Annotated in this window: 18 protein-coding genes; 15 read left to right on the top strand and 3 right to left on the bottom strand. The window is 58.0% G+C overall.

The features are described from left to right. Positions 1-2: 2 nt before the first annotated feature. From AC13CY_RS14220 to atzF, 8 genes are all read left to right on the top strand, one after another. Positions 3-830, top strand: a complete 828-nt coding sequence (locus AC13CY_RS14220; protein ID WP_074210441.1) for an ABC transporter permease — start codon at positions 3-5, stop codon at positions 828-830. Then, on the top strand, positions 827-1,621 hold the full coding sequence (locus AC13CY_RS14225) for an ABC transporter ATP-binding protein (RefSeq protein WP_074210440.1): 795 nt from the start codon (positions 827-829) through the stop codon (positions 1,619-1,621). The genes AC13CY_RS14220 and AC13CY_RS14225 overlap by 4 nt, the downstream gene beginning before the upstream one ends. After that, the gene (locus AC13CY_RS14230) at positions 1,618-2,340 is read left to right on the top strand and encodes an urea amidolyase associated protein UAAP1 (protein WP_074210439.1); all 723 of its coding nucleotides are present in this window, start codon (positions 1,618-1,620) and stop codon (positions 2,338-2,340) included. The genes AC13CY_RS14225 and AC13CY_RS14230 overlap by 4 nt, the downstream gene beginning before the upstream one ends. A gap of 10 nt (positions 2,341-2,350) precedes the next feature. Beyond that, the gene (locus tag AC13CY_RS14235; protein ID WP_074210438.1) at positions 2,351-2,989 is read left to right on the top strand and encodes an urea amidolyase associated protein UAAP2; all 639 of its coding nucleotides are present in this window, start codon (positions 2,351-2,353) and stop codon (positions 2,987-2,989) included. A gap of 75 nt (positions 2,990-3,064) precedes the next feature. Then, complete coding sequence (gene uca / locus AC13CY_RS14240; RefSeq protein ID WP_074210437.1) at positions 3,065-6,691, top strand: urea carboxylase; 3,627 nt, start codon at positions 3,065-3,067, stop codon at positions 6,689-6,691. Then, positions 6,688-7,752 (top strand): isopenicillin N synthase family dioxygenase, encoded by a 1,065-nt coding sequence (locus AC13CY_RS14245; RefSeq protein ID WP_483052673.1) that lies wholly within the window; start codon positions 6,688-6,690, stop codon positions 7,750-7,752. The genes uca and AC13CY_RS14245 overlap by 4 nt, the downstream gene beginning before the upstream one ends. Beyond that, positions 7,749-8,465 (top strand): hypothetical protein, encoded by a 717-nt coding sequence (locus tag AC13CY_RS14250; RefSeq protein ID WP_062372566.1) that lies wholly within the window; start codon positions 7,749-7,751, stop codon positions 8,463-8,465. Before AC13CY_RS14245 ends, AC13CY_RS14250 begins: the two co-directional genes overlap by 4 nt. Positions 8,466-8,479: 14 nt before the next feature. Then, positions 8,480-10,300, top strand: a complete 1,821-nt coding sequence (gene atzF / locus AC13CY_RS14255) for an allophanate hydrolase (RefSeq protein ID WP_062372563.1) — start codon at positions 8,480-8,482, stop codon at positions 10,298-10,300. A gap of 50 nt (positions 10,301-10,350) precedes the next feature. Here the strand turns inward: atzF and AC13CY_RS14260 are convergent, their stop codons facing one another. Genes AC13CY_RS14260 through AC13CY_RS14270 form a run of 3 tightly spaced genes read right to left on the bottom strand, consistent with a single transcriptional unit; the run spans position 10,351 to position 14,110 of the window. After that, on the bottom strand, positions 10,351-11,508 hold the full coding sequence (locus tag AC13CY_RS14260; RefSeq protein WP_074210435.1) for a hypothetical protein: 1,158 nt from the start codon (positions 11,506-11,508) through the stop codon (positions 10,351-10,353). Further along, positions 11,509-13,215 (bottom strand): 2-isopropylmalate synthase, encoded by a 1,707-nt coding sequence (gene leuA, locus AC13CY_RS14265; protein ID WP_172416289.1) that lies wholly within the window; start codon positions 13,213-13,215, stop codon positions 11,509-11,511. It lies immediately after the preceding gene. 13 nt (positions 13,216-13,228) lie between these two features. Continuing rightward, positions 13,229-14,110 (bottom strand): ion transporter, encoded by an 882-nt coding sequence (locus AC13CY_RS14270; protein WP_058576404.1) that lies wholly within the window; start codon positions 14,108-14,110, stop codon positions 13,229-13,231. Positions 14,111-14,270: 160 nt separating this feature from the next. On the opposite strand from AC13CY_RS14270, the gene AC13CY_RS14275 reads away from it, so the two are divergent. From AC13CY_RS14275 to AC13CY_RS14305, 7 genes are all read left to right on the top strand, one after another. Continuing rightward, entirely contained in the window at positions 14,271-17,102 is a 2,832-nt protein-coding gene (locus tag AC13CY_RS14275) for a monovalent cation/H+ antiporter subunit A (RefSeq protein ID WP_044629078.1), read from the top strand. Next, on the top strand, positions 17,102-17,434 hold the full coding sequence (locus AC13CY_RS14280; RefSeq protein ID WP_044629077.1) for a Na+/H+ antiporter subunit C: 333 nt from the start codon (positions 17,102-17,104) through the stop codon (positions 17,432-17,434). The genes AC13CY_RS14275 and AC13CY_RS14280 overlap by 1 nt, the downstream gene beginning before the upstream one ends. Then, positions 17,431-18,942 (top strand): monovalent cation/H+ antiporter subunit D, encoded by a 1,512-nt coding sequence (locus tag AC13CY_RS14285; RefSeq protein ID WP_044629076.1) that lies wholly within the window; start codon positions 17,431-17,433, stop codon positions 18,940-18,942. Before AC13CY_RS14280 ends, AC13CY_RS14285 begins: the two co-directional genes overlap by 4 nt. Continuing rightward, positions 18,939-19,436 (top strand): Na+/H+ antiporter subunit E, encoded by a 498-nt coding sequence (locus tag AC13CY_RS14290; protein WP_044629075.1) that lies wholly within the window; start codon positions 18,939-18,941, stop codon positions 19,434-19,436. The genes AC13CY_RS14285 and AC13CY_RS14290 overlap by 4 nt, the downstream gene beginning before the upstream one ends. Further along, complete coding sequence (locus AC13CY_RS14295; RefSeq protein ID WP_044629074.1) at positions 19,430-19,699, top strand: K+/H+ antiporter subunit F; 270 nt, start codon at positions 19,430-19,432, stop codon at positions 19,697-19,699. The genes AC13CY_RS14290 and AC13CY_RS14295 overlap by 7 nt, the downstream gene beginning before the upstream one ends. Positions 19,700-19,721: 22 nt before the next feature. Continuing rightward, positions 19,722-20,108 carry a Na+/H+ antiporter subunit G gene (locus AC13CY_RS14300; protein WP_062372548.1) on the top strand — a complete coding sequence of 129 codons (387 nt, stop codon included), beginning with the start codon at positions 19,722-19,724 and terminating at the stop codon, positions 20,106-20,108. A gap of 186 nt (positions 20,109-20,294) precedes the next feature. Then, the gene (locus AC13CY_RS14305) at positions 20,295-21,131 is read left to right on the top strand and encodes a DUF6694 family lipoprotein (protein WP_483052674.1); all 837 of its coding nucleotides are present in this window, start codon (positions 20,295-20,297) and stop codon (positions 21,129-21,131) included. The last annotated feature ends 50 nt before the right edge of the window (positions 21,132-21,181 follow it).

Genomic DNA, 21,181 nt, shown 5'->3' on the forward strand with positions numbered 1-21,181 from the left:
CCATGAAGCGACTCATTAATCTAGCCCCATCCCGAGGGAGCAGATGGCTGCTGGGACTGTTGCCTTTCCTGTTATTGGCCATGGTTTACCTGAGCCTTTCCAATGCCCGGCTGGCCGAGAACCCTAATGATCGGCTACTGCCCACTCCGGCCACCATGGCAAGCTCATTTTATCATTTGGCCACCGCAGAAAACGTACGCACTGGCCAAATCGTTCTATGGACAGACACTTTCGCCAGCTTAGAGCGGATTCTCATTGGCGTGGCGATCAGCGCTTTCATCGGCCTCGTAGTGGGTATTTTAAACGGCGGCATTCCGCTCATCCGCGCCAAACTCTCACCGCTGGTCACCGTCGCGTCGCTTATCCCTCCGATGGCGATACTTCCGATTCTATTCATCGCCTTTGGCACCGGTGAGGCCGCCAAGATCGCGTTGATCGTGATTGGGGTGACGCCGTTTCTGATTCGCGACCTGCAAGGCCATGCGCTGCGACTTCCCGATGAACAGCTGATCAAAGCACAAACCCTGGGAGCCAGCTCCTGGCAGGTACTGTTGCGGGTGCTACTGCCCCAACTCACGCCGCGGCTACTGAATGCCACTCGCTTGGCCCTCGGCAGCGCCTGGCTGTTTTTAATAGCTGCCGAAGCAATTGCCGCCCAAGAGGGGCTTGGTTACCGCATTTTTCTGGTTCGCCGCTACCTGTCGATGGACGTGATTCTGCCCTACGTGGCGTGGATTACGCTGCTGGCGTTCCTTCTTGACCAGATTCTCGCCTGGACATCGCGCCTTGCCTTTCCCTGGTACCACTCGGGCGAAGGAGACAAATCATGAGCCTACTGTCCGCCAAACGCCTAGAAAAGCATTACGGCCATCACGTCGTGCTTGAGAACCTTAATTTCAGCGTCGAGCAAGGAGAATTTGTCACGCTGGTAGGTGCCTCTGGCTGCGGTAAAACCACGTTTTTAAAGATGCTGCTAGGCACCGAAGCCATTTCAAAAGGCAACCTTCTGCTAGATGGTAAGCCCATTCCTAACGAACCCGGCCCGGATCGAGGGGTGGTATTTCAGAAGTATTCCGTCTTTCCACACCTGACTGTGCTGGGCAACGTGATGATGGCCGATGAGCTGCATAGTGCCAAGCTGCTTGGAAAAAGTTTTGGCACTGCCAAACGGCACGCGATTGAGAAAGCCCAAGCACGTATTGAAGAAGTTGGCCTAAGTCACGCGCTTAATAAGTATCCCCATGAGCTGTCCGGCGGCATGCAGCAACGTCTAGCCATCGCCCAGGCGCTCATGATGCGGCCACGCATGCTGTTGCTGGATGAGCCATTTGGTGCCCTGGACCCCGGCATTCGCCAGGACATGCACGAATTAATCACGCGACTTTGGCAAGAGCAGCAGCTCACCATCTTCATGATCACCCACGACCTAAAAGAGGCCTTTGAGCTGGGCACACGGCTATGGGTGTTTGACAAAACCCGCCACGACCCTCAAGCCCCGGAAGCCTATGGCGCCACCATTACCTATGACCTGCCCATTTCGAGAGACCGTCCAACGGCAGCCTTAACGGAAGCACTTCATCAGGGCGGACTGAAAACCCACACCCAGGAGACGCTGCTATGAATAGCCAGCCCGATTACACCACTCATTTACCCGGCGGGCACCACTGGTCACTCCGCCTACGTCGCGGCACAACACTAACCCTGACCGCCCAGGAGGCCAACAGCAACGTAGGATTACTCTGCTACAACCCAGAAAACCTGCTGGAGCGCTTAAACCTGCCGGACACCTTGAAGTGCCAGCACACGTTCAAACTGACCCAAGGCCACTGCCTTTACTCGGACATGGGCCGCATCTTTGCCTCGATCACGCATGATGACCTTGGCTGGCACGACAGCGTTGGCGGTAACCTGCTGCCCCAACACCTGCTGGCCAAAGGCTGGCAGCCAGTGAGCTACCAGCAGGCCCACAATGACTGGACGCGCACCGGCTTCGACGCCTTCCTGGTCGAACTCGCCAAGTATGGGCTTAGCCGCCGAGACATGGCTGCCAATCTCAACCTGTTCTCTCGCGTCGAGAGCGATGACGAAGGCAAGCTGCACTATGTCAGCAACCACTGCCAGCCGGGCAACAGCGTCACGCTGCGCTTCGAGATGGATACCCTAGTGTTGTTGCATACCTGCCCCCACCCGCTGGACCCTGCCACTGACTACCCGCGCCGTGGCGTCGATATCGCGTTAGGTACGGCTGAGCCACCAACAGAGGACGATCCTTGCTACCGCTCACGGCCAGAAAACGCCCGTGGCTTTGCCAATAACCGCCTATACCACCTCGGCCTTTAAGGGGAAAACCATGATTATCGAGAGTACCTTACGCCCCGAAAACGCGCTTAGCCGCACTACCGTTAATGCGGGCGATCACTATATTGGCACCGTGAAGCAGGGCCAAACCTTGCGGATTTTAGACCTGGAAGGCAACCAAGCGGCTGACACGCTGTTCTTCAGCGCCGACGACACCGCCGAGCGCTACAGCGCCATGGATACCGTTCGCGAACAGGGAGCGGTCTATCTCACGACGGGCTCCAAGCTGATCTCCAGCGAAGGTCGCACGATGCTTACCCTCACCGCCGACACCTGCGGCCGCCACGACACCCTAGGTGGTGCCTGCGCCAGCGAAAGCAACACCGTGCGCTACGACCTGGAAAAGCGCCACATGCACTCCTGCCGGGATAACTGGATGCAGGCCATCGCCAACCACCCAGAGTATGGCCTGAGCAAGCGGGACATCACCCACAACATCAACTTCTTCATGAACGTACCGGTGACCGCTGACGGCGGGCTGACGTTTGAAGACGGTATCTCCGCACCGGGCAAGTATGTGGAAATGGTCGCAGAAATGGATGTCATCGTGCTGATCTCCAACTGCCCTCAGCTCAACAACCCCTGCAACGGCTACAACCCCACGCCCATCGAGCTACTGATTTGGGGTTAAGTAATTCGCCCTAGGGACGACCCTAGAAGGCCAAACAACCTGCGGGACGACCCGCCTTTGTTTGCAGGCAGTGCCATGTCCATCCATAAAACGTTTAGCAAAGTCCTGATTGCCAATCGCGGCGCGATTGCCACCCGTATTCTACGCACGCTTAAAGCTTTAGGTGTGGGGAGCGTGGTGGTGTACGCCGATGCCGACCGCGACGCCCCTTATGTGCATCAAGCCGATGAGGCCTACTCACTCGGTGAGGGGGCGGCTAGCGATACCTACCTGAACATCGACAAACTGATCGCTATCGCCCAACAAAGCGGTGCCCAGGCCATCCATCCTGGCTACGGCTTCCTCTCGGAAAACACGCGATTTATTACCGCCTGCGATGCCGCCGGGCTCGTCTTTCTAGGCCCCACCGCCGAGCAGATACAGCAGTTTGGCCTCAAGCACGAAGCCCGCGCACTCGCCGAAAAGGCAGGCGTACCGCTGGTGCCAGGATCACAGCTGCTGGAGACCCTCGAAGACGCTAAGCAAGCCGCCGAACGAATTGGCTACCCGGTCATGCTGAAATCCACTGCTGGTGGCGGTGGCATCGGCATGCAGGTCTGCCACTCTCACACGGAGCTGGCACGCGCCTTTGAGTCAGTGAAAGGCCTTGGCGAGCGCAACTTTGGCGATGGCGGTGTCTTCCTGGAAGCCTATATCGCACGTGCCCGCCATCTGGAAGTACAGCTGTTTGGCGATGGCCAGGGCAGTGTTATCGCCCTCGGTGAACGAGACTGCTCTACCCAGCGCCGCCATCAAAAAGTACTAGAAGAGTGCCCAGCCCCGAACCTCCCCGAAGCCGTGCGCCAATCACTGCACGCCACGGCGGTGCAACTAGGCAAAGCGGTCAACTACCGCAGCGCGGGAACCGTCGAGTTCATTTACGACGCCGAGCGTGAAGCTTTCTATTTTCTGGAGGTTAATACTCGCCTACAGGTGGAGCACGGCGTCACCGAGCTGGTCTACGGCGTCGATATCGTCGAATGGATGGTAAAGCTCGGCGCCGGAGAACTCCCTCGCCTGGAAACACTTGCCCAGACGCTCTCTCCCACTGGTCACGCCGTCCAGGCACGTCTGTACGCCGAAGACCCTGCTCACGATTTTCGCCCCAGCGCCGGGCTACTGACGGAAGTCATCTTTCCTGAAGCCAGCGGCCTGCGCATCGACCACGCCATTGAGGCAGGCCTGGAAGTGTCACCGCTATTTGACCCCATGCTAGCCAAAGTGATGGTGCATGCCGAAAGCCGCAAGCAGGCGACGGCACAGCTGGCGGATACGCTGGACAACACCAGCGTTTATGGCATTGCCACCAACCGTAGCTGGCTTGCCCACGTTCTGCGTGCCGAACGCTTTCAGCAGGCGGATATCGACACCCACTGGCTTACCACCCTGGCGTGGGCACCTCCCGCCATGGAAGTGATCGCCCCTGGCACGCTCACCACAATTCAGGATTTTCCCGGTCGCCAGGGTCACTGGGATGTGGGTGTGCCGCCTTCCGGCCCGTTTGACGACTGGTCGTTTCGCCTTGGCAATCGCCTGCTCGACAATCCCACGGATGCCGCTGGCCTAGAAATTACCCTCCAGGGCCCCACGCTGCGCTTTCACCGGGCCACACAGGTCGTGCTAGCAGGCGCCAAGTTGCCCGCCTCGCTGGATGGCAACCCCATTAATCACTGGGAAGTCATTGATGTGCCGGCCGGTGCCACGCTTACGTTAGGCAAGGCCACCGCTGGGGCACGCGCTTATCTTCTAGTGCGCGGCGGCATTGAATGCCCTCGCTATCTGGGCTCTCGCAGCACCTTCACTCTAGGCCAGTTTGGCGGCCATGGCGGGCGGGCACTGCGCAGCGGCGATATGCTGGAGCTGCCCACGCTGATGCCTGCGCCCTCACGCACGCTGGATAACGCGCTAGCCCCCGCCATTGGCAACGGTTCCGAAAGCGTGACGGAAATTGCCGTGCTTTATGGCCCCCACGGCGCGCCAGACTTTTTCACTGATAGCGATATCGAACGCTTCTTCGACCACGATTGGGAAGTGCACTACAACTCCAGCCGCACCGGTGTACGGCTAATTGGCCCACGCCCAGAGTGGGCACGGGCGGATGGCGGTGAAGCGGGCCTGCACCCTTCCAATATTCACGATAACGCCTACGCCTTTGGCACTATCGACTTTACCGGCGACATGCCGGTCATTCTTGGACCGGACGGCCCGTCACTGGGTGGCTTTGTCTGCCCGGCCACCGTGGTGCGCGCTGAACGCTGGAAGCTGGGGCAACTCACCGCTGGTGACAAGGTCCGCTTTGTCCCGGTAACCCTCACCACCGCCCGCGACTTAGAGGAGCGCCAACTCACTCAACTCGCGTCACTAGCACCTATCCCCAACGTTGCGTTAACCACAGAGCGGGCTAGCCCGATTCTACGAGATGTACCTGCCTCTGAGGCCGGTGAACGGGTCGTATACCTCCGTGCCGGAGATGACTTCCTGCTGATCGAATTTGGCCCCATGGAGCTGGATATCGCCCTCCGGTTCCGGGTTCACGCCTGGATGCTGTGGCTGCGTGAACATCCGCTTACAGGGCTTCGAGAGCTAACGCCCGGTATACGTTCTCTGCAAGTGCATTTCGAACCGCTAGAGCTGAGCCTTGACGATCTGCTTGTCCACCTACAACAAGCCGAGCAGGCGCTGGTGGATGTGGAATCACTGGAAGTAGAGTCCCGGGTCGTGCATCTACCGCTCTCCTGGGATGACCCCGCCTGCCAGGAAGCTATCGACAAGTATCAGCGCAGCGTACGCCCAGATGCTCCCTGGTGCCCCAGTAATTTGGATTTTATTCGTCGCATCAACGCCCTTGAAAGTGAACAGCAAGTGCGCGATATCGTCTTCAACGCCCGTTATCTGGTGATGGGCTTAGGAGATGTGTATTTGGGGGCGCCCGTCGCGACACCCCTCGACCCGCGCCACCGCTTGGTCACCACCAAATACAACCCCGCCCGTACCTGGACGGCGGAAAACTCGGTGGGTATTGGCGGCGCCTACTTATGCGTTTATGGCATGGAAGGCCCCGGCGGCTACCAGTTCGTTGGCCGCACGCTGCAGATGTGGAACCGTTACCGCACCACACAGTACTTCAATAACCCTTGGCTGCTGCGATTTTTTGATCAACTTCGCTTTTATGAAGTCAGCCACGAAGAGCTACAGCAAATTCGCCGTGACTTTCCCCACGGGCGCTTCGAGCTGCCTATTGAAACGGCCCGCTTCAAACTGGCCGACTACCAAGCCGATATCGATAAAAACGCCGACGCCATCGAGGCATTTCGCACTAAGCGCGAGGCCGCCTTCCAGGCAGAAATGGCAGCCTGGCGCGCCAACGGCCAGTTCACCTTTGAAGACCAAGCACCAGCTAGCGCAGAAGTCGACACTCTGGACGAAAATGAACTGGGTATCGAAAGCCCAGTGACCGGTAGCCTGTGGAAACTGCTGGTCAAGGAGGGGGAGCAGGTAGACGCCGGTCAGCCGGTGGCGCTGGTGGAGTCGATGAAAATGGAGGTAGAGGTCACGGCCCACTGCGCTGGGCGTGTTGCTAGGCTGCCGCTTGCAGAAGGTGCAGCCATTGGACCCGGCCAGCCTCTGGTGGTGCTCACCCAAGAAGAGGAGGCTGACGCATGAATACGTCTGCCGCAGACCAACGCTTAGCAGCCTTTCAGGAGATCCCCATTATCGACATTCATCCCCTGCTGCACGGGGATGAACAGGCACGCCGCGAGGTCGCCGCTGAGCTGGGCCGCGCCGCCCGAGACGTGGGCTTTTTCCAAATGGTGGGCCATGGTATTGATGGTTCACTGCGCGAAGGCCTGATTCATCAGGCCAAGCGTTTCTTCGCACAGTCTGAAGCGATCAAAATGGAGCGCTACATCGGCCTCTACCATCACCATCGCGGCTATGTGCCGCCCGGCGAAGAATCGCCAGACCCAGCCAAGCCCGACATGAAAGAGGCTTTCGACCTCGCTTTCGAGCTACCTAGCGATGACCCGGACGTGCTGGCCGGAACGCCACTGCTTGGCCCTAACCCCTGGCCTAACCTTGATGGTTTCAAGGAGCCAGTGGCCGCTTATTACGACGCGGCGTACCACGTCGGGCGCGCACTGATGGGCGGCTTTGCTATGGCGCTGGGGCTGGCTCCCCAGCAACTGCTTCAGCACGTCAATAAGCCGCCCAGTCAGCTGCGCCTGATCCATTACCCTTATAACCCTAATGCTGAGGATGCCCAAGGCATCGGCGCCCACACTGACTACGAGTGCTTTACCCTGCTACTGCCTACCGCGCCAGGGCTTGAGGTGATGAATGGGAAAGGCGAGTGGATCGATGTACCTTTCAAGGAGGGCGCGTTGATCGTCAATATTGGCGATATGCTTGAGATCTGGAGTAATGGCGAGTTTGTTGCCACCTCCCATCGGGTACGTAAAGTGAAAGAGGAGCGCTACTCGTTCCCGCTGTTTTTCGCCTGTGACTACCACACCGTGGTCGAACCACTCCCCGAGCTGATCGCTCGCCACGGACAAGCCCGGTACTCAGCACTAAAAGCAGGCGACCACCTCTTCGCCCAAACCATCCAAACCTTCCGCTACCTGCGCGAGCGCTTGGCGAAGGGTGAAATTGCGCTCCCCGAAGGTGCCCGGGAAGTGGGTAGTCTGGGCCAGCATGGTAAGCATAAGGAAGACCCCTTATGAACGTCGGCTTACCTGCCACACCTCAAGCATTTCGTGGCGTATGGCAGCGCACGCTCTACGATGAGCCCGCTAAAGCACCCTACCAACAGACCGACACCACTACTCAGGTTTATTGGCTTCAGGGCAAGCACTGGCATGCCGACCTGCGCCTGCCTGCAGACTCGCCTGACTTTTCAGGCATCACTGGTTTAGACGACTGCAACCGCCGCCAGCTTGAATGGCTGGCGAGACTCACTGCTTTTGCAGGTATTACCCAAATCGATAGTGAGCTAGGGGTATGCACCTGGCATCGCTATCAGGATCTATGCCCTAGCCTGGAAAAGGATGTAGGGCTACTGCGCTGGATTGACGGCACCATTATAGAAGAGCGACATCCGCACGATCAGTACGTTGAGCACTGGCAACAGCTTTCCAACGATGCCGTTGAAGACGTAATTCAAGACGCGCAGGGCCAACTGCGCTGGCTGCAAATCGGCGACCACGCTATGGCAATCACACCTCGCCCTTGGGCAGATAATGCAGACGCACTATTCGCCCCAATCAATAGCTTAACTGACAGCGCTCTTCTCTGGCGCGCCAGCCTATGCTTTGACTACTTAGAGCGTAGCCAAGACGGTTGGCGGGTAGTGCTATCTACCCAGCCGTGGCGGAAGGGAGTGATTTATGACAGTGCAGCAAACCGGCTTCATTCTTCTTTAGTGACACCGATTTAATTAAGGAATTTATTATGACGCTTCCTATTGCACTCGATATTGCCAGCCTGCATGCAGCCTACCGTAGCGGCAAACTCACCCCTTCTGATCTTATCAGTCAGCTGTTGGCAGCGGCCGAAAACCACGGTAAAGAGCCCGCCTGGATTACCCGCTTAAGTCGCGAGCAGTTGGCGCCCTATTTACAGCGCCTAGAAGGTGAGTCACCGGAAACGTTGCCGCTTTACGGCATTCCCTTTGCGCTGAAAGACAACATCGACCTCGCAGGGATACCCACCACTGCGGGCAGCCCGGCCTATGCTTACACGCCCTCGGAAAACGCTTTTGTGGTGCAGCAGTTGATCGATGCGGGCGCTATTCCCATGGGTAAAACCAATCTGGATCAGTTCGCCACCGGGCTGGTAGGCGAGCGGGCGCTGGAAGTTTATGGCACCCCTGCCAATGCCTTCGACCCAACGCTGGTGCCTGGCGGCTCCAGCAGCGGCTCTGCGGTGGTTACAGCCGCTGGCATGGTCAGTTTTGCACTGGGCACCGATACGGCAGGCTCTGGCCGCGTGCCTGCATGCTTTCATAACTTATACGGAGTTAAACCGAGCTTGGGGCTGCTTAGCACCCGGGGCGTGGTACCCGCTTGCGCCACACTGGATACCATTAGCCTGTTTGCGCTGACCGCTGACGATGCCGCAAAGGTGCTGGATATTACCGCAGCCTATGATGCCGAGTGCGCTTGGTCGCGCCAGCATGACTTTGCCGTACACGGCAAACGCTACGGAAAAGCGCCCGCTACGTTTCGCTTTGGAGTGCCACTGGAATCCCAGTGGCAAACCGATGCGGCCTATACCCAAGGCATGCACCATGCAATTGCTGAGCTTGAAGCACTGGGCGGTGAAAAGGCCGAGCTGGACTGTTCGCCGTTACTGGCTGCTGCGCGCTTACTTTATGAAGGCCCCTGGGTGGCCGAACGCTACCATGTTATTCGTGAGCTAATGAAGAGCAACCCGGATGCGGTACACCCGGTGACTTTCCAAATCACCCAGGGTGGGGCAACGCCGCTGGCAGTAGACGCCTTTGATGCGCGCTATAAACTCGCTGAATATAAGCGCCAGGCCGACGCACTCATTAGTCAGGTGGATGTGATGCTCACGCCTACAACGGTGACTCACCCAAGCAAGGCCGAGGTGGCAGCGGACCCTATCGGTGTTAACTCCCGCCTGGGTACCTGGACCAACTTTATGAACCTGCTCGACTATAGCGCCCTGGCGGTGCCAGTGGGATTTAGCGAGCGCGACCTACCGGTGGGCGTCACGCTGTTTGGGCCAGCATTTGCAGACTTAACGCTACTCTCCCTCGCCCGCGCCCTTGAAGCGCGCCTAATGCTACCGTTAGGCGCAACCAGCATTCCACACCCGCCTTTAGAGGAACTACCCGCTCCTGCCCAGGATGGCAGCATGGAGCTGGTGGTGTGCGGTGCGCACTTAAAAGGCCTGCCGCTTAACCATCAGCTCACACAGCGGGGTGGCGTATTGGTGAGCACCACCCACAGCGCCCCGCGCTATAAGCTCTTTGCTCTGGCAGGTGGGCCTCCAAAGCGCCCGGCGATGCTTCGCGACGACACCGGCCAAGCCATTGAAGTAGAAGTTTGGCGTTTGCCTATCGAAACCCTGGGCAGCTTTTTAGCGGGCATTCCTGCCCCGCTCGGCTTAGGCCAGGTGGAGCTTGCCGACGGCAGTTGGAAGTGTGGCTTTATCTGCACCGCGGGGGCGCTAAATGAAGGCGGTGAAGCTGAAGACATCACCGAATTTGGCGGCTGGCGGGGGTGGTTGGCAAGTCAATCTTAACGCTGATATACAAGGCCCATGCACATGTAAAACATTGCGTATGGGCTTCTTTACACAAGCTCCTTCGCTTGCTCTTGAGTTCGCTTGCCAAGCGAACGATTAGCGGCTTTAAAACATACCCGCATCAGTGGCATCAACAGCCACAAAAGTGGTGTAAGTAGCCAGCGATAAATAAAGCGCGCAATGAACATTACCGGTAATAGCACAATTAACCAGACAAGAAACTGCCCGAGCCACGTTGGCCAGCCTAACCACTGAGATAGATTGGCACCCAATGCACTGACTAGGCTGGGGTGGCGAATGACCACATAAGCCGTGCCGGCTACCGCTGCAACTTTGGCCATGCGCGGCAGCGTTGCGAAGCGCCCGCTTGTGGCAACGATCCCTTGACGCACACCCGTGCGAGCGGCCTGTGCCTCAACGCTTCCCACACGAGCCGTACGAGCGGCTCTTCCAGCGCGGAGTACTTTCACGGCACTGGCCATTACCAGTAGATCAACACCCGCCCAGCCCAGATCGCTTGCGCCTATTGCCTCGCCACGCCGCCACTGGCTTTCCAGATCACGTAGGCCGCTAGTAAAAAAGTCGCCTACGCCGGAAACCAAGCGTTCGCCCTGCAGCCACGCTACGTTGCCTTCGTCATCCACGACAAACTGGTTGAGCAGCCCATGGCCGTTGCTGCCGAGTAACGCGATACCCATCTGGCCACGCCGCAAAGGGGTTAGCTCGGCCATGGCCGCCTCTACGTCTGCGTCACCTAGCTCATTGGTATCCGATGGCTCATCGCCCCACCAGCGGCTGACTTGCTGATAGCGCACTCCTATCCAGTGCTGAGCGCGCAGCGTCGTCACGTCGTGATCGCGGAAGTAGCTGATAGGCAGCACGGCATCCGCTCCGAAGCGCACCAGCACCTGTTGGAATTGGGGCGATAACCCATAGTCGAGAAGCGTGCTTCGAGCGATATCACCGTGACGTAATATCGCCAACGCGGCGCTCATCCATAGCGCTTGATCCGACGCATAGTGAAGAAACAGTGCGTTGATCTCAGCAGACTCTTCTTGAAACGTGGGCTCAAGAGCGGGCAGTGCCCGCTCTACTTCCAAGCGTACCAACGTCTCTTCAAACGGCTCATGGGAGGCCGTCTGCGAGAACAGCCCAGCCAGGGCCATGGCGACTAATACGATGAACAGCCAAGGCCGTTTGAGCATTTACCCCAGCGACTCCGCCGTCACATTGGCAGCAGGCGCTTGGGTAGAGTGATGGCGATTGATTGCACTCAGCACACCTTTCATGGAGGCACTGGTGATGCTTTCATCGGTACCTACGCCAAACACGGCTTTGCCATCAATGCGTACTTCCACGTAAGCGATCGCTTCGGCATCCGCCCCTTGGCCGCGGGAGTGTTCATGATAGTCAATGATTTCGACCTCTTGGCCGCTCGCCACCAGCGCCTTGATAAACGCGGCCAGCGGGCCGTTGCCTTCACCGGTCAGGGTCTGGCGTTGGCCGCCGTTTTCGACAATGGCCTCTAGCGCGACTTTGGGGCTATCTGGCTCGGAGGAAAGACGGTGATTCACCAGTGCCAGCGGTGACCGCTGCTCTAGATACTCATCGGCAAAGGCTTGGTAGATCATTTGTGAGGTGATCTCTTTACCGGTGCGGTCCGCCACTTCCTGCACCACTTGGCTGAACTCGATGGAGAGCCTGCGGGGCAGCTCGATACCGTGCTCCTGCTCCAGCAGATAGGAGATGCCGCCTTTGCCTGACTGGCTGTTGACGCGAATCACGGCTTCGTAGCTGCGCCCAACATCCATGGGGTCGATGGGCAGGTACGGCACGTCCCAGGGGGCTTCTGGGTTGGCGCGACGCTCGGCCATGCCCTTCTTGATGGCATCCTGGTGCGAACCGGAAAACGCCGTGAACACCAGGTCGCCCACGTAAGGGTGGCGCGGATGAACCGGCAGCTGGTTGCAGTACTCCACTTCGCGCATGATTGGCGTGATATTGGAGAAATCGAGTTGGGGGTGTACGCCCTGGGTGTACATGTTCATGGCCAGCGTCACGATATCGACATTGCCGGTACGCTCGCCATTACCGAACAGGGTGCCCTCGATTCGGTCGGCCCCCGCCATCAGCGTCAACTCCGCCGCCGCCACGCCGGTGCCGCGGTCGTTGTGCGGGTGCACGCTGACGATCAAGGTATCGCGCTTTTTCACATGGCGGCAGAACCACTCGATCTGATCAGCGTAGTTGTTGGGCGTAGCGACTTCGACCGTGGCTGGCAGGTTGACGATCATTTTGTTGTCGACGCTGGGGCCAAAGGTGTCCATCACCGCTTCGACGATCTCGACCGCGAAATCCATCTCCGTGGTGGTGAATAGCTCGGGTGAGTACTGGAAAGTCCAGTTCGTTTCCGGATTGGCCGCCATCAAGTCACGGATCTGCGCGGTGGCATCCACGGCAATTTGGATGCACTCGGTTTTGTCGACGCTAAACACCACCCGACGAAACATCGGGTCGGTGGCATTGTAGACATGCACGATGGCGTTCTTGACGCCCTTCAACGCCTCGAAGGTGCGCTCGATCAAGTGTGGACGCGCTTGGGTCAGCACCTGAATGGTCACGTCCTCAGGAATTTTGTCTTGCTCGATCAGCGAACGTACGAAGTCGAAGTCGGTTTGCGACGCAGAAGGAAAGCCCACTTCGATCTCTTTGAAACCGATCTTCAGCAGCATGTCGAACAACCGCTGCTTGCGCTCCTGATCCATGGGGTCGATCAGCGACTGGTTGCCATCGCGCAGGTCGACGCTGCACCAGATGGGCGGCGTGTCGATGCGCTGGCCGGGCCACTGACGGTCGGGCAGGTCTACCGCCACGAAAGGGCGATACTTTTTAGAGGGGTCCTTCATCATCATCGTGGCTCTCCTGTTATTCGTCGCGGTCAGGCTTTGCTTGCCCAGGCTGTGCTAGACTAGGCTTTGCTTGCGCGGCCGCCTGCAGGGCGGACTCCATGCGATCCAACTGGCTGCGCAGTGCGCGCACGTCGTCACGCAGGCCCTGTATCTCTGCAGCTTCGCCTTCTCCGCTTTCTAAATCAATCTGTGCGCTCTCTTTCTGCATCACGTCCAACACGATACCGATCATCATATTCAGGAAAATGAACGCATTCAAAAAGATGAAGGTCAGAAAGTAGATCCAGGCGTAGGGGTACTGCTCCATGGTGGGATACAGCACCGCCGTGGCCCAGCTCTCGAAGGTGGCCACCTGGAACAGCGTCAGCATGGCCAGCGCAATGTTGCCCCACAGCTGCTCATCCACGGTATGGAAGATGAAGCTGCCCACCGCCGCGTAGATATAGAAGATGATGAACATCAGCAGCGCCACGTAGCCCATCCGTGGAATGGACTTGATCAACGCCACCAGCAGCAGGCGCAGCTCGGGAATCATCGACACCAGACGCAGCACCCGGAAGATGCGCAGCAGGCGTGCCAGCAGCACCATCTCAGAGTCGTCCATGGGGATGAGGCTGGCCGTGACGATCAGGAAGTCGAAGATGTTCCAACCCTTCTTGAAGAAGTTGGTCAGATTGCGTTCGGCGGCCATGCGAATCAGCAGTTCCACCAGAAAGAAGATGGTGACGGCGACGTCCAGATAGGTCAGCCACTGCTCGAACTGACTGACCTCATCGTAGGTGCGGGCACCGATGGTCATGGCAGACAGCACGATGATGGCGATCACTACGGTCTCGAACAGCTTGTTACTACGCAGCTTTTCAAAGCGGGCTTGCCAGGTATTGAAGGGTTCACTCATGGAACAAGAAGTCTCTAAACGGTTAACGTCGACACTTTATACTAAAATTACACACCTTCCATACAAGTGATATCCTGTTGTTTCACTTGATGTATCTTCGCCTCCAGGGCAACCCTCTTTGCTCTGGCGATTTTTTTGATTTTTTGCGCTGGATGACCTCATGACACTGCTGTGGATCGCCTTACTGCCGTTACTGGGCGTACTGGTGCCGGCACTGACTGCCCAACGCGGCCGCACTTGGTGCTCGCTCGCAACGGGCATACTGCCAGCAACAGCACTGCTACTTACGCTGCTGCAAATACCTGCCCTGATGGAGGGTGAAGCGCTGCGTTTTGCTGCCACCTGGATGCCCGCACTCGGCCTGGAGCTTGCGTTTCGTCTCGATGGCCTGTCGCTGCTCTTCAACCTGCTCATTTTGGGCATTGGGCTATTGATTCTATTGTATGCCCATTTTTACTTGGCAAGCGATGAGCCTTTTGGACGCTTTTACGCCTTCTTGATGCTGTTTATGGCCTCGATGGTCGGCATCTCGATGTCCGATAACCTTATCCTGCTCTGGCTATTTTGGGAGTTGACCAGTCTCTCCTCCTTCCTGCTGATTGGCTTTTGGTCTTATCGCAGCGATGCCCGTAAAGGCGCGCGCATGGCGCTTACGGTAACCGGTGCAGGCGGCCTAGCACTGCTAGCAGGCTTACTGCTGCTGGGCGATATGGCCGGTAGCTATCGGATGGATGACGTGCTGGCCAGCGGCGCCACCATCGTGGCTGATCCGCTTTATCCGCTCATGCTCGGGCTTGTACTACTGGGTGCATTCACCAAATCTGCTCAGTTTCCGTTCCAGTTCTGGCTTCCCCATGCCATGGCGGCTCCCACGCCCGTTTCTGCCTACCTGCACTCAGCCACGATGGTAAAAGCGGGTATTTTCTTAATGGCCCGGTTGCATCCCGCCATTGCGGATAGCGCATTGTGGAGCGTGGTCGTGCCGCTGGTAGGTACCATCACGCTGCTTTACGGCGCGTGGTTTGCGCTGTTCAAAACCGACTTGAAAGGCATTCTGGCGTTTTCGACCGTCAGCCATTTGGGGTTGATCACCGTCCTGCTGGGCATTGGCAGCCCCATGGCCGTGTTGGCCGCGCTGTTCCATATCCTTAACCACGCCACCTTCAAAGCGGCGCTGTTCATGAGCGCGGGCATCATCGACCATGAAACCGGCACCCGAGAGCTGAAGCAGCTTGGCGGGCTCAGAAAGGCGATGCCCGTCACCGCACTGCTGACCACCTTAGCCGCCGCCGCTATGGCGGGGGTGCCGCTGTTTAACGGTTTCCTCTCGAAAGAGATGTTCTTTACCGAAACCCTCGCCACTCCAGTACTCGGCGGTTTGAGCTGGGTGCTGCCCGCCCTGGCGACGCTGGGCGGCATTCTCTCCGTCGCATACTCACTGCGGCTGGTTCATGCGGTGTTCTACAAACCCGCCCGCGAGCAAACGCCGAAAGCTCCCCACGAGCCGCCCCACCTGATGCGCTTGCCCGTAGAGCTGCTGGTGGCGCTATGTGTGCTGGTGGGTTTATTCCCTGCCTTTTTCGCGACGGGCATTTTGGAATTAGCCACTCAATCCGTTCTGGTCGAACCGTTGTCGTTCCATCTCGCCATCTGGCACGGCGTGAATTTGCCGCTGATGATGAGCTTGCTGGCCTTTGCAGCGGGCATTGCCATGTACTGGCGTCATGCCGATCTGCGCCGCTTTGTGCAGCCCTTCGCCAGTGTGGATGCGCGTCGCGTGTTCGAGCGGTTTATCATCACCGTGGGCTATCGCGCCGAGCAGATCATCACCAAGCTGGAAGGCAACTCGCTACAGCGCTATATGGGATGGTTGCTGGGTGCCGCCCTGCTGATGGGGCTGATCGGCCTTGCCAGCGTGCAAGAATTGACCGGCACCAAAGGCAACCAGCCGATAGATGGCGTGGTGCTGCTAGGCGCAGGCATGCTAATTTTTGGTGGTATTGCCACCGCAGCGACTCACCGCTACCGCTTAATTTCGCTGCTGATGCTGTCAGTAGTAGGGCTCTTTGTCGCCCTCACCTTCGCACGTTTCTCGGCCCCTGATCTCGCTTTGACCCAGCTATCGGTAGAAGTCGTCACCATGATTCTGCTGATGCTGGCGCTATTCTTCTTGCCACAAAAAACCCCCACCGAATCGAGCCCGTTGCGCAACGTGCGCGATATTCTGCTAGCCGGTGCGCTAGGGCTGGTGGTCGCCAGCTTGAACTACGCGGTGATGACCCGAGAAACGCTATCGATCTCCAACTTCTTCGTGGAGAACAGCAAACCCGGTGGCGGCGGCTACAACGTAGTCAACGTCATCTTGGTCGACTTCCGGGGCTTCGATACCCTGGGCGAAATTACCGTACTGGCCATTGCAGGCCTGGCTATCTTCAAGCTGCTCAACCGCTTGCGTCTGTTCATGCCCCACAGCGACGGTGAAGGCCGTGCTTGGTCGCCGGATCGCTACCCGGCCATTTTGACGTCTATCTCAATGACGCTACTACCACTGGCGCTGCTGGTCTCGGCCTTCATCTTCTTACGCGGCCATAACCAACCCGGCGGCGGCTTTATTGCCGGTTTGATCACTGCGGTTGCGTTGATCCTGCTGTACATGGCGCGGGGCGTTGAGTGGGCGCAGGAGCGCCTGAACTTCCCCTTCCAGCCGGTCGCCGTGGTCGGTGTGGCCATTGCCACGCTCACCGGGCTAGGCAGCTGGCTATTGGGCTATCCCTTCCTGACCTCGTCGTTTGGGTATTTCAGCCTGCCGCTGATTGGCACGTTCGAGCTTGCCACGGCCCTGCTGTTTGACCTGGGTGTGTACCTTGCAGTGGTAGGTGCCACGCTGATGATTCTGGCCAACCTGGGTAAGGTGACGACACCACACCGCCCGGTGACCGACCCGAAAACGTCAGACACCCACGACACGCCGAATGAAAAGGAATCCCACTAATGGAAATGCTCTACGCCATTACTACGGGCATCTTAACCTCCTGCGGGCTCTACCTGACGCTGCGTGGAAGAACGTTCCCGGTCGTTGTGGGCCTGACGCTGCTCTCCTACGCGGTCAACCTGTTCCTGTTCTCCATGGGCGGGCTGACGACGGACGGTGCTGCGCTGGTGAACGAAGGCTCTCAGTTTGCCGACCCGCTGCCCCAGGCGCTGGTTCTCACCGCTATCGTCATCGGCTTTGCCATGACGGCGTTCGTCGTCATTCTTGCCATGCGGGCGCGCAGCGAAGTGGGTAACGACCACGTGGATGGTAAAAAGGAAGACCGCGAATGATTCAGCATCTAATTGTGTTGCCCGTGGTACTACCCCTGGTCGCGGGTATTTTATTGCTCTACCAGCGCCAGGGGCTGGCGCACTACAAGCGCGCTGTGAGCGTTATTGCCACCCTGCTTCTGCTGCTGGTGTCGATTGCCCTGGTGCGCCAAGCCGCCAGCGGTGAGATCACCTATTACGCCCTAGGCGACTGGCAGCCACCGTTTGGCGTAGTGCTAGTGCTCGACCGCCTCTCCGCGCTGATGGTGCTGCTCACGTCCCTTCTTGCCGTGGGTGCCGTGGTGTTTGCCTGCGGTGGAGACGACGAGAAAGGCAGTAACTTCCACGGTTTGTTTCAGTGGCAGTTGCTAGGCATCAACGGCGCGTTTTTGACAGGGGACTTGTTCAACCTATTTGTCTTCTTTGAAGTGCTGCTGCTGGCCTCCTACGCGCTGCTGCTACACGGTGGTGGCAAAGCGCGCATTCAGGCCAGCGTTCACTATGTAGTGCTTAACCTAGCGGGCTCGTCGCTATTTTTGATTGCCGTGGGCATTCTGTATGGGGCCACCGGCACGCTCAATATGGCGGATATGGGCTATAAGCTTGCTAGCCTGCCCGCCGAGCGCGAGGGCTTAGTGACCGCAGGCGCGCTAATGCTGCTGGTCGTCTTTGGCCTCAAAGCCGCTATTTTGCCGCTCTATTTCTGGCTCCCCCGCGCCTATGCGGCGGCCCCTGCCCCGGTGGCAGCGCTGTTTGCGATCATGACCAAGGTAGGCATCTACGCCATTCTGCGGGTCTATTCGCTGATTTTTGGCGAGCAGGCTGGCGGACTTGTGGCGCTTGAGCAGCCTTGGGTGTGGTGGTTAGCGCTAGCCACCTTGGCAGCCGCTGGCGTTGGTGTGATGGCCGCTCGCGACCTACGCCTGCTGGTGGCCTACTTGGTGCTGATTTCGGTCGGCACGCTGCTGGCAGGTGTGGGCATGCGCTCGGTAGAGGCCACCTCTGCCTTGCTCTACTACCTGATCCATACCACGCTGATCACCGGTGGCCTGTTCTTGCTGGCTGAGATGATTGGCCTGCAGCGCGGCAAGCCGGGTACGCGCATCGTCAAAGGGCGCCCGCTGGTTCAGGGTAACGCCCTGGCGATCACCTTTTTCATCGGTGCGATTGCCGTGGTGGGGATGCCACCCCTTTCAGGCGCGCTGGGTAAAGCGATGGTGCTAGTAGCCGCAGAAGGCACTCAGCGCGTGTGGCTATGGCCACTGCTGCTGCTCGCCAGCCTAGCATCACTCATCGCGCTCTCCCGTGCAGGCTCTACGCTGTTTTGGCGCAGCCACCGGGGCAGCCCCAGCGGTAGCCCTCTTTCGCGCTACCAATGGTTCGGTATGCTCTGGCTACTCAGCGCCGCGCCTTTACTGGTGGCGTTTGCCGGGCCGGTGAGCAGCTACACCCAAGCCACCGGCGAGCAGCTCGCCAACCCACAGCTGCTAATTGAAACGCTGCTGCCCGATGCAGGAGAGACGCCATGATTACCCCTCGCAAATGGCTGCCCACCCCAGTTCTTTCGATACTGCTGCTGTTGGTGTGGCTGCTGCTGGTGCGCAGCTACGCCTTTGGCCAGCTCGTTCTGGGGGGTGCGCTGGCTATTCTGATCCCTTTGTTAACCCACCGCTTTTGGGATGCTCGGCCACGGATCAGCAAGCCTATGATGCTGCTGCGTTTTGGCCTGCGGGTATTGGGCGATATCGTCACCGCCAACTTTGAGGTCGCGTACCTGATCGCTAACCCATGGCGCAAGCTAAAGCCTCACTTCATCGAGTATCCGCTGATGTTGGAGGAGCGTTTTACCATCACGCTGCTGGCCAGCACGATCAGCCTGACCCCGGGCACCGTTTCGGCCAACCTGCGAATGGATGGCAAATCCCTGCTGATTCACGCACTGAACGTGGATGATGAAGAAGCGCTCATTGAGCAAATACGCGAACGCTACGAACGGCCGCTCAAGGAGATTTACGAATGCTGAGTATTGCGCTCTATATCACCTTAGCGCTGGTGGTGATGGCCCTACTAATGAACCTTTATCGGCTTACCGTAGGCCCCGATCTCCCTGACCGGGTACTGGCGCTAGACACCATGTACGTCAACTCCATCGCGCTAATCGTATTGCTCGGCTTGTGGCTCAACAGCAAGACTTACTTTGAGTCAGCGCTGTTGATCGCCATGCTTGGCTTTATCAGTACGGTAGCCGTGTGCAAGTACATTCTACGCGGGGATATTATTGAATGAGCCCGATTAATGAGGTGCGTTTATGCCATTCTTAGTTGAAGCACTGATTTCCCTACTGTTAATAGCCGGAGGCGTGTTTGTGTTTATAGGCTCGCTAGGCATGGCACACCTGCGCGATTTCTATATGCGCCTACACGGCCCTACTAAAGCCACTACGTTGGGCATCGGCTGCATGCTGATTGCCTCCATGGGGTATTTTTGGAGCGTCGATGGTAAGCCGGATATCCAAGAGCTGCTGATTACGCTGTTCCTGTTTATTACCGCCCCAGTAAGCGCTCACCTGCTGGCCAAAACCGGTTTGCATATGCAGTTAAAGCACAGCCAAAAAACCCAGGGCAAACCGGTCGAGTTGCGCTCTGAAGAGGTCGGCGAAAAGCCGGTACCTCATCCGGACAAAGGGCACGGCTAAGCTTCGCTGCCCTATTTTCTCAAGCGCTGGCAACCGCCAGCGCTTTTTATTGCCCGCTATGCTAAACATCTGAGCGAGCACCAAAAGTGTCAGCCTCACGCATAATCTGCTCTCAAGAGAAAGTAGTGGCGGATGCCACTTTCCGGTAAGCTCTTGCCGATTGATTTTTTGTGGTGAGGTACATCTATGTGGAGCCTACTCAGGCTATCTGCACTTTCATTATCCGCCTTGGTACTCGTAGGCTGCTCCGACCCGAAAGTCGATACGAGTTCCATGCCTGCAGCGGTGGTCTCAATCGAGAAAGTGCGTGAGTCGCTGCCCACCTATAAGCGCGACGAGTTTGATACCGCGCTGAAGATCATAGCCATGTCATCGTTTAACGGTATCGATCTCTTTAACCCCCAACGCATGAACGCTGCTGAAATTGCTGAATCGGCTAATGCCTATATGCACGGGCTAACGGGCGACGAAATTATTGAGCGCGCTGACAAGATGCTGCGCCAGCGGCGTGCACGAGAGCGGGAGCAAGCACTGCGCACGCTTAACCGGCTAGAAGCCAAACAGGACAGCGCCCAGCGCGCCCAAGAGCATTTAGCGCAAATCAGCATTGATAATGCGCGTTACTACATCAGTACCAGCCCCTACGGCGCACTGGAACCGGTGATTGAGCTAACGGTGACGAACGGCTCTGACCACGCGGTTGCAGAGCTCATGCTGCACGGCGTACTGAAAAGCCCTAACCGCGAGGTGGCCTGGGTGGATGAAACATTCTACTACGCTACTTCCGGCGGCCTAGCGCCAGGGGAAAGCGCCACCTGGAGCCTCGCCCCTAACCGTTTTGGCCCCTGGGGCAACGATCAAATACCGCGTAATGCCGTACTGACACTAACACTGCTCGGGGTTAACAATAGCGAAGGTGAACCGCTATGGGATGCTCCCGCGTTAACCGATAACGAGGCCGAGCGGCTTGAGGAACTGCGCGCTGAATATGGCGGAGTAAATCCGCAAACAGCGGTGAATTAAGCAAACGGCGGTGCTTAGCACCGCCGTTTGCGTACTAGGTGAGTACACGG

The organism is Vreelandella sp. L-15 (genome assembly GCF_056857635.1).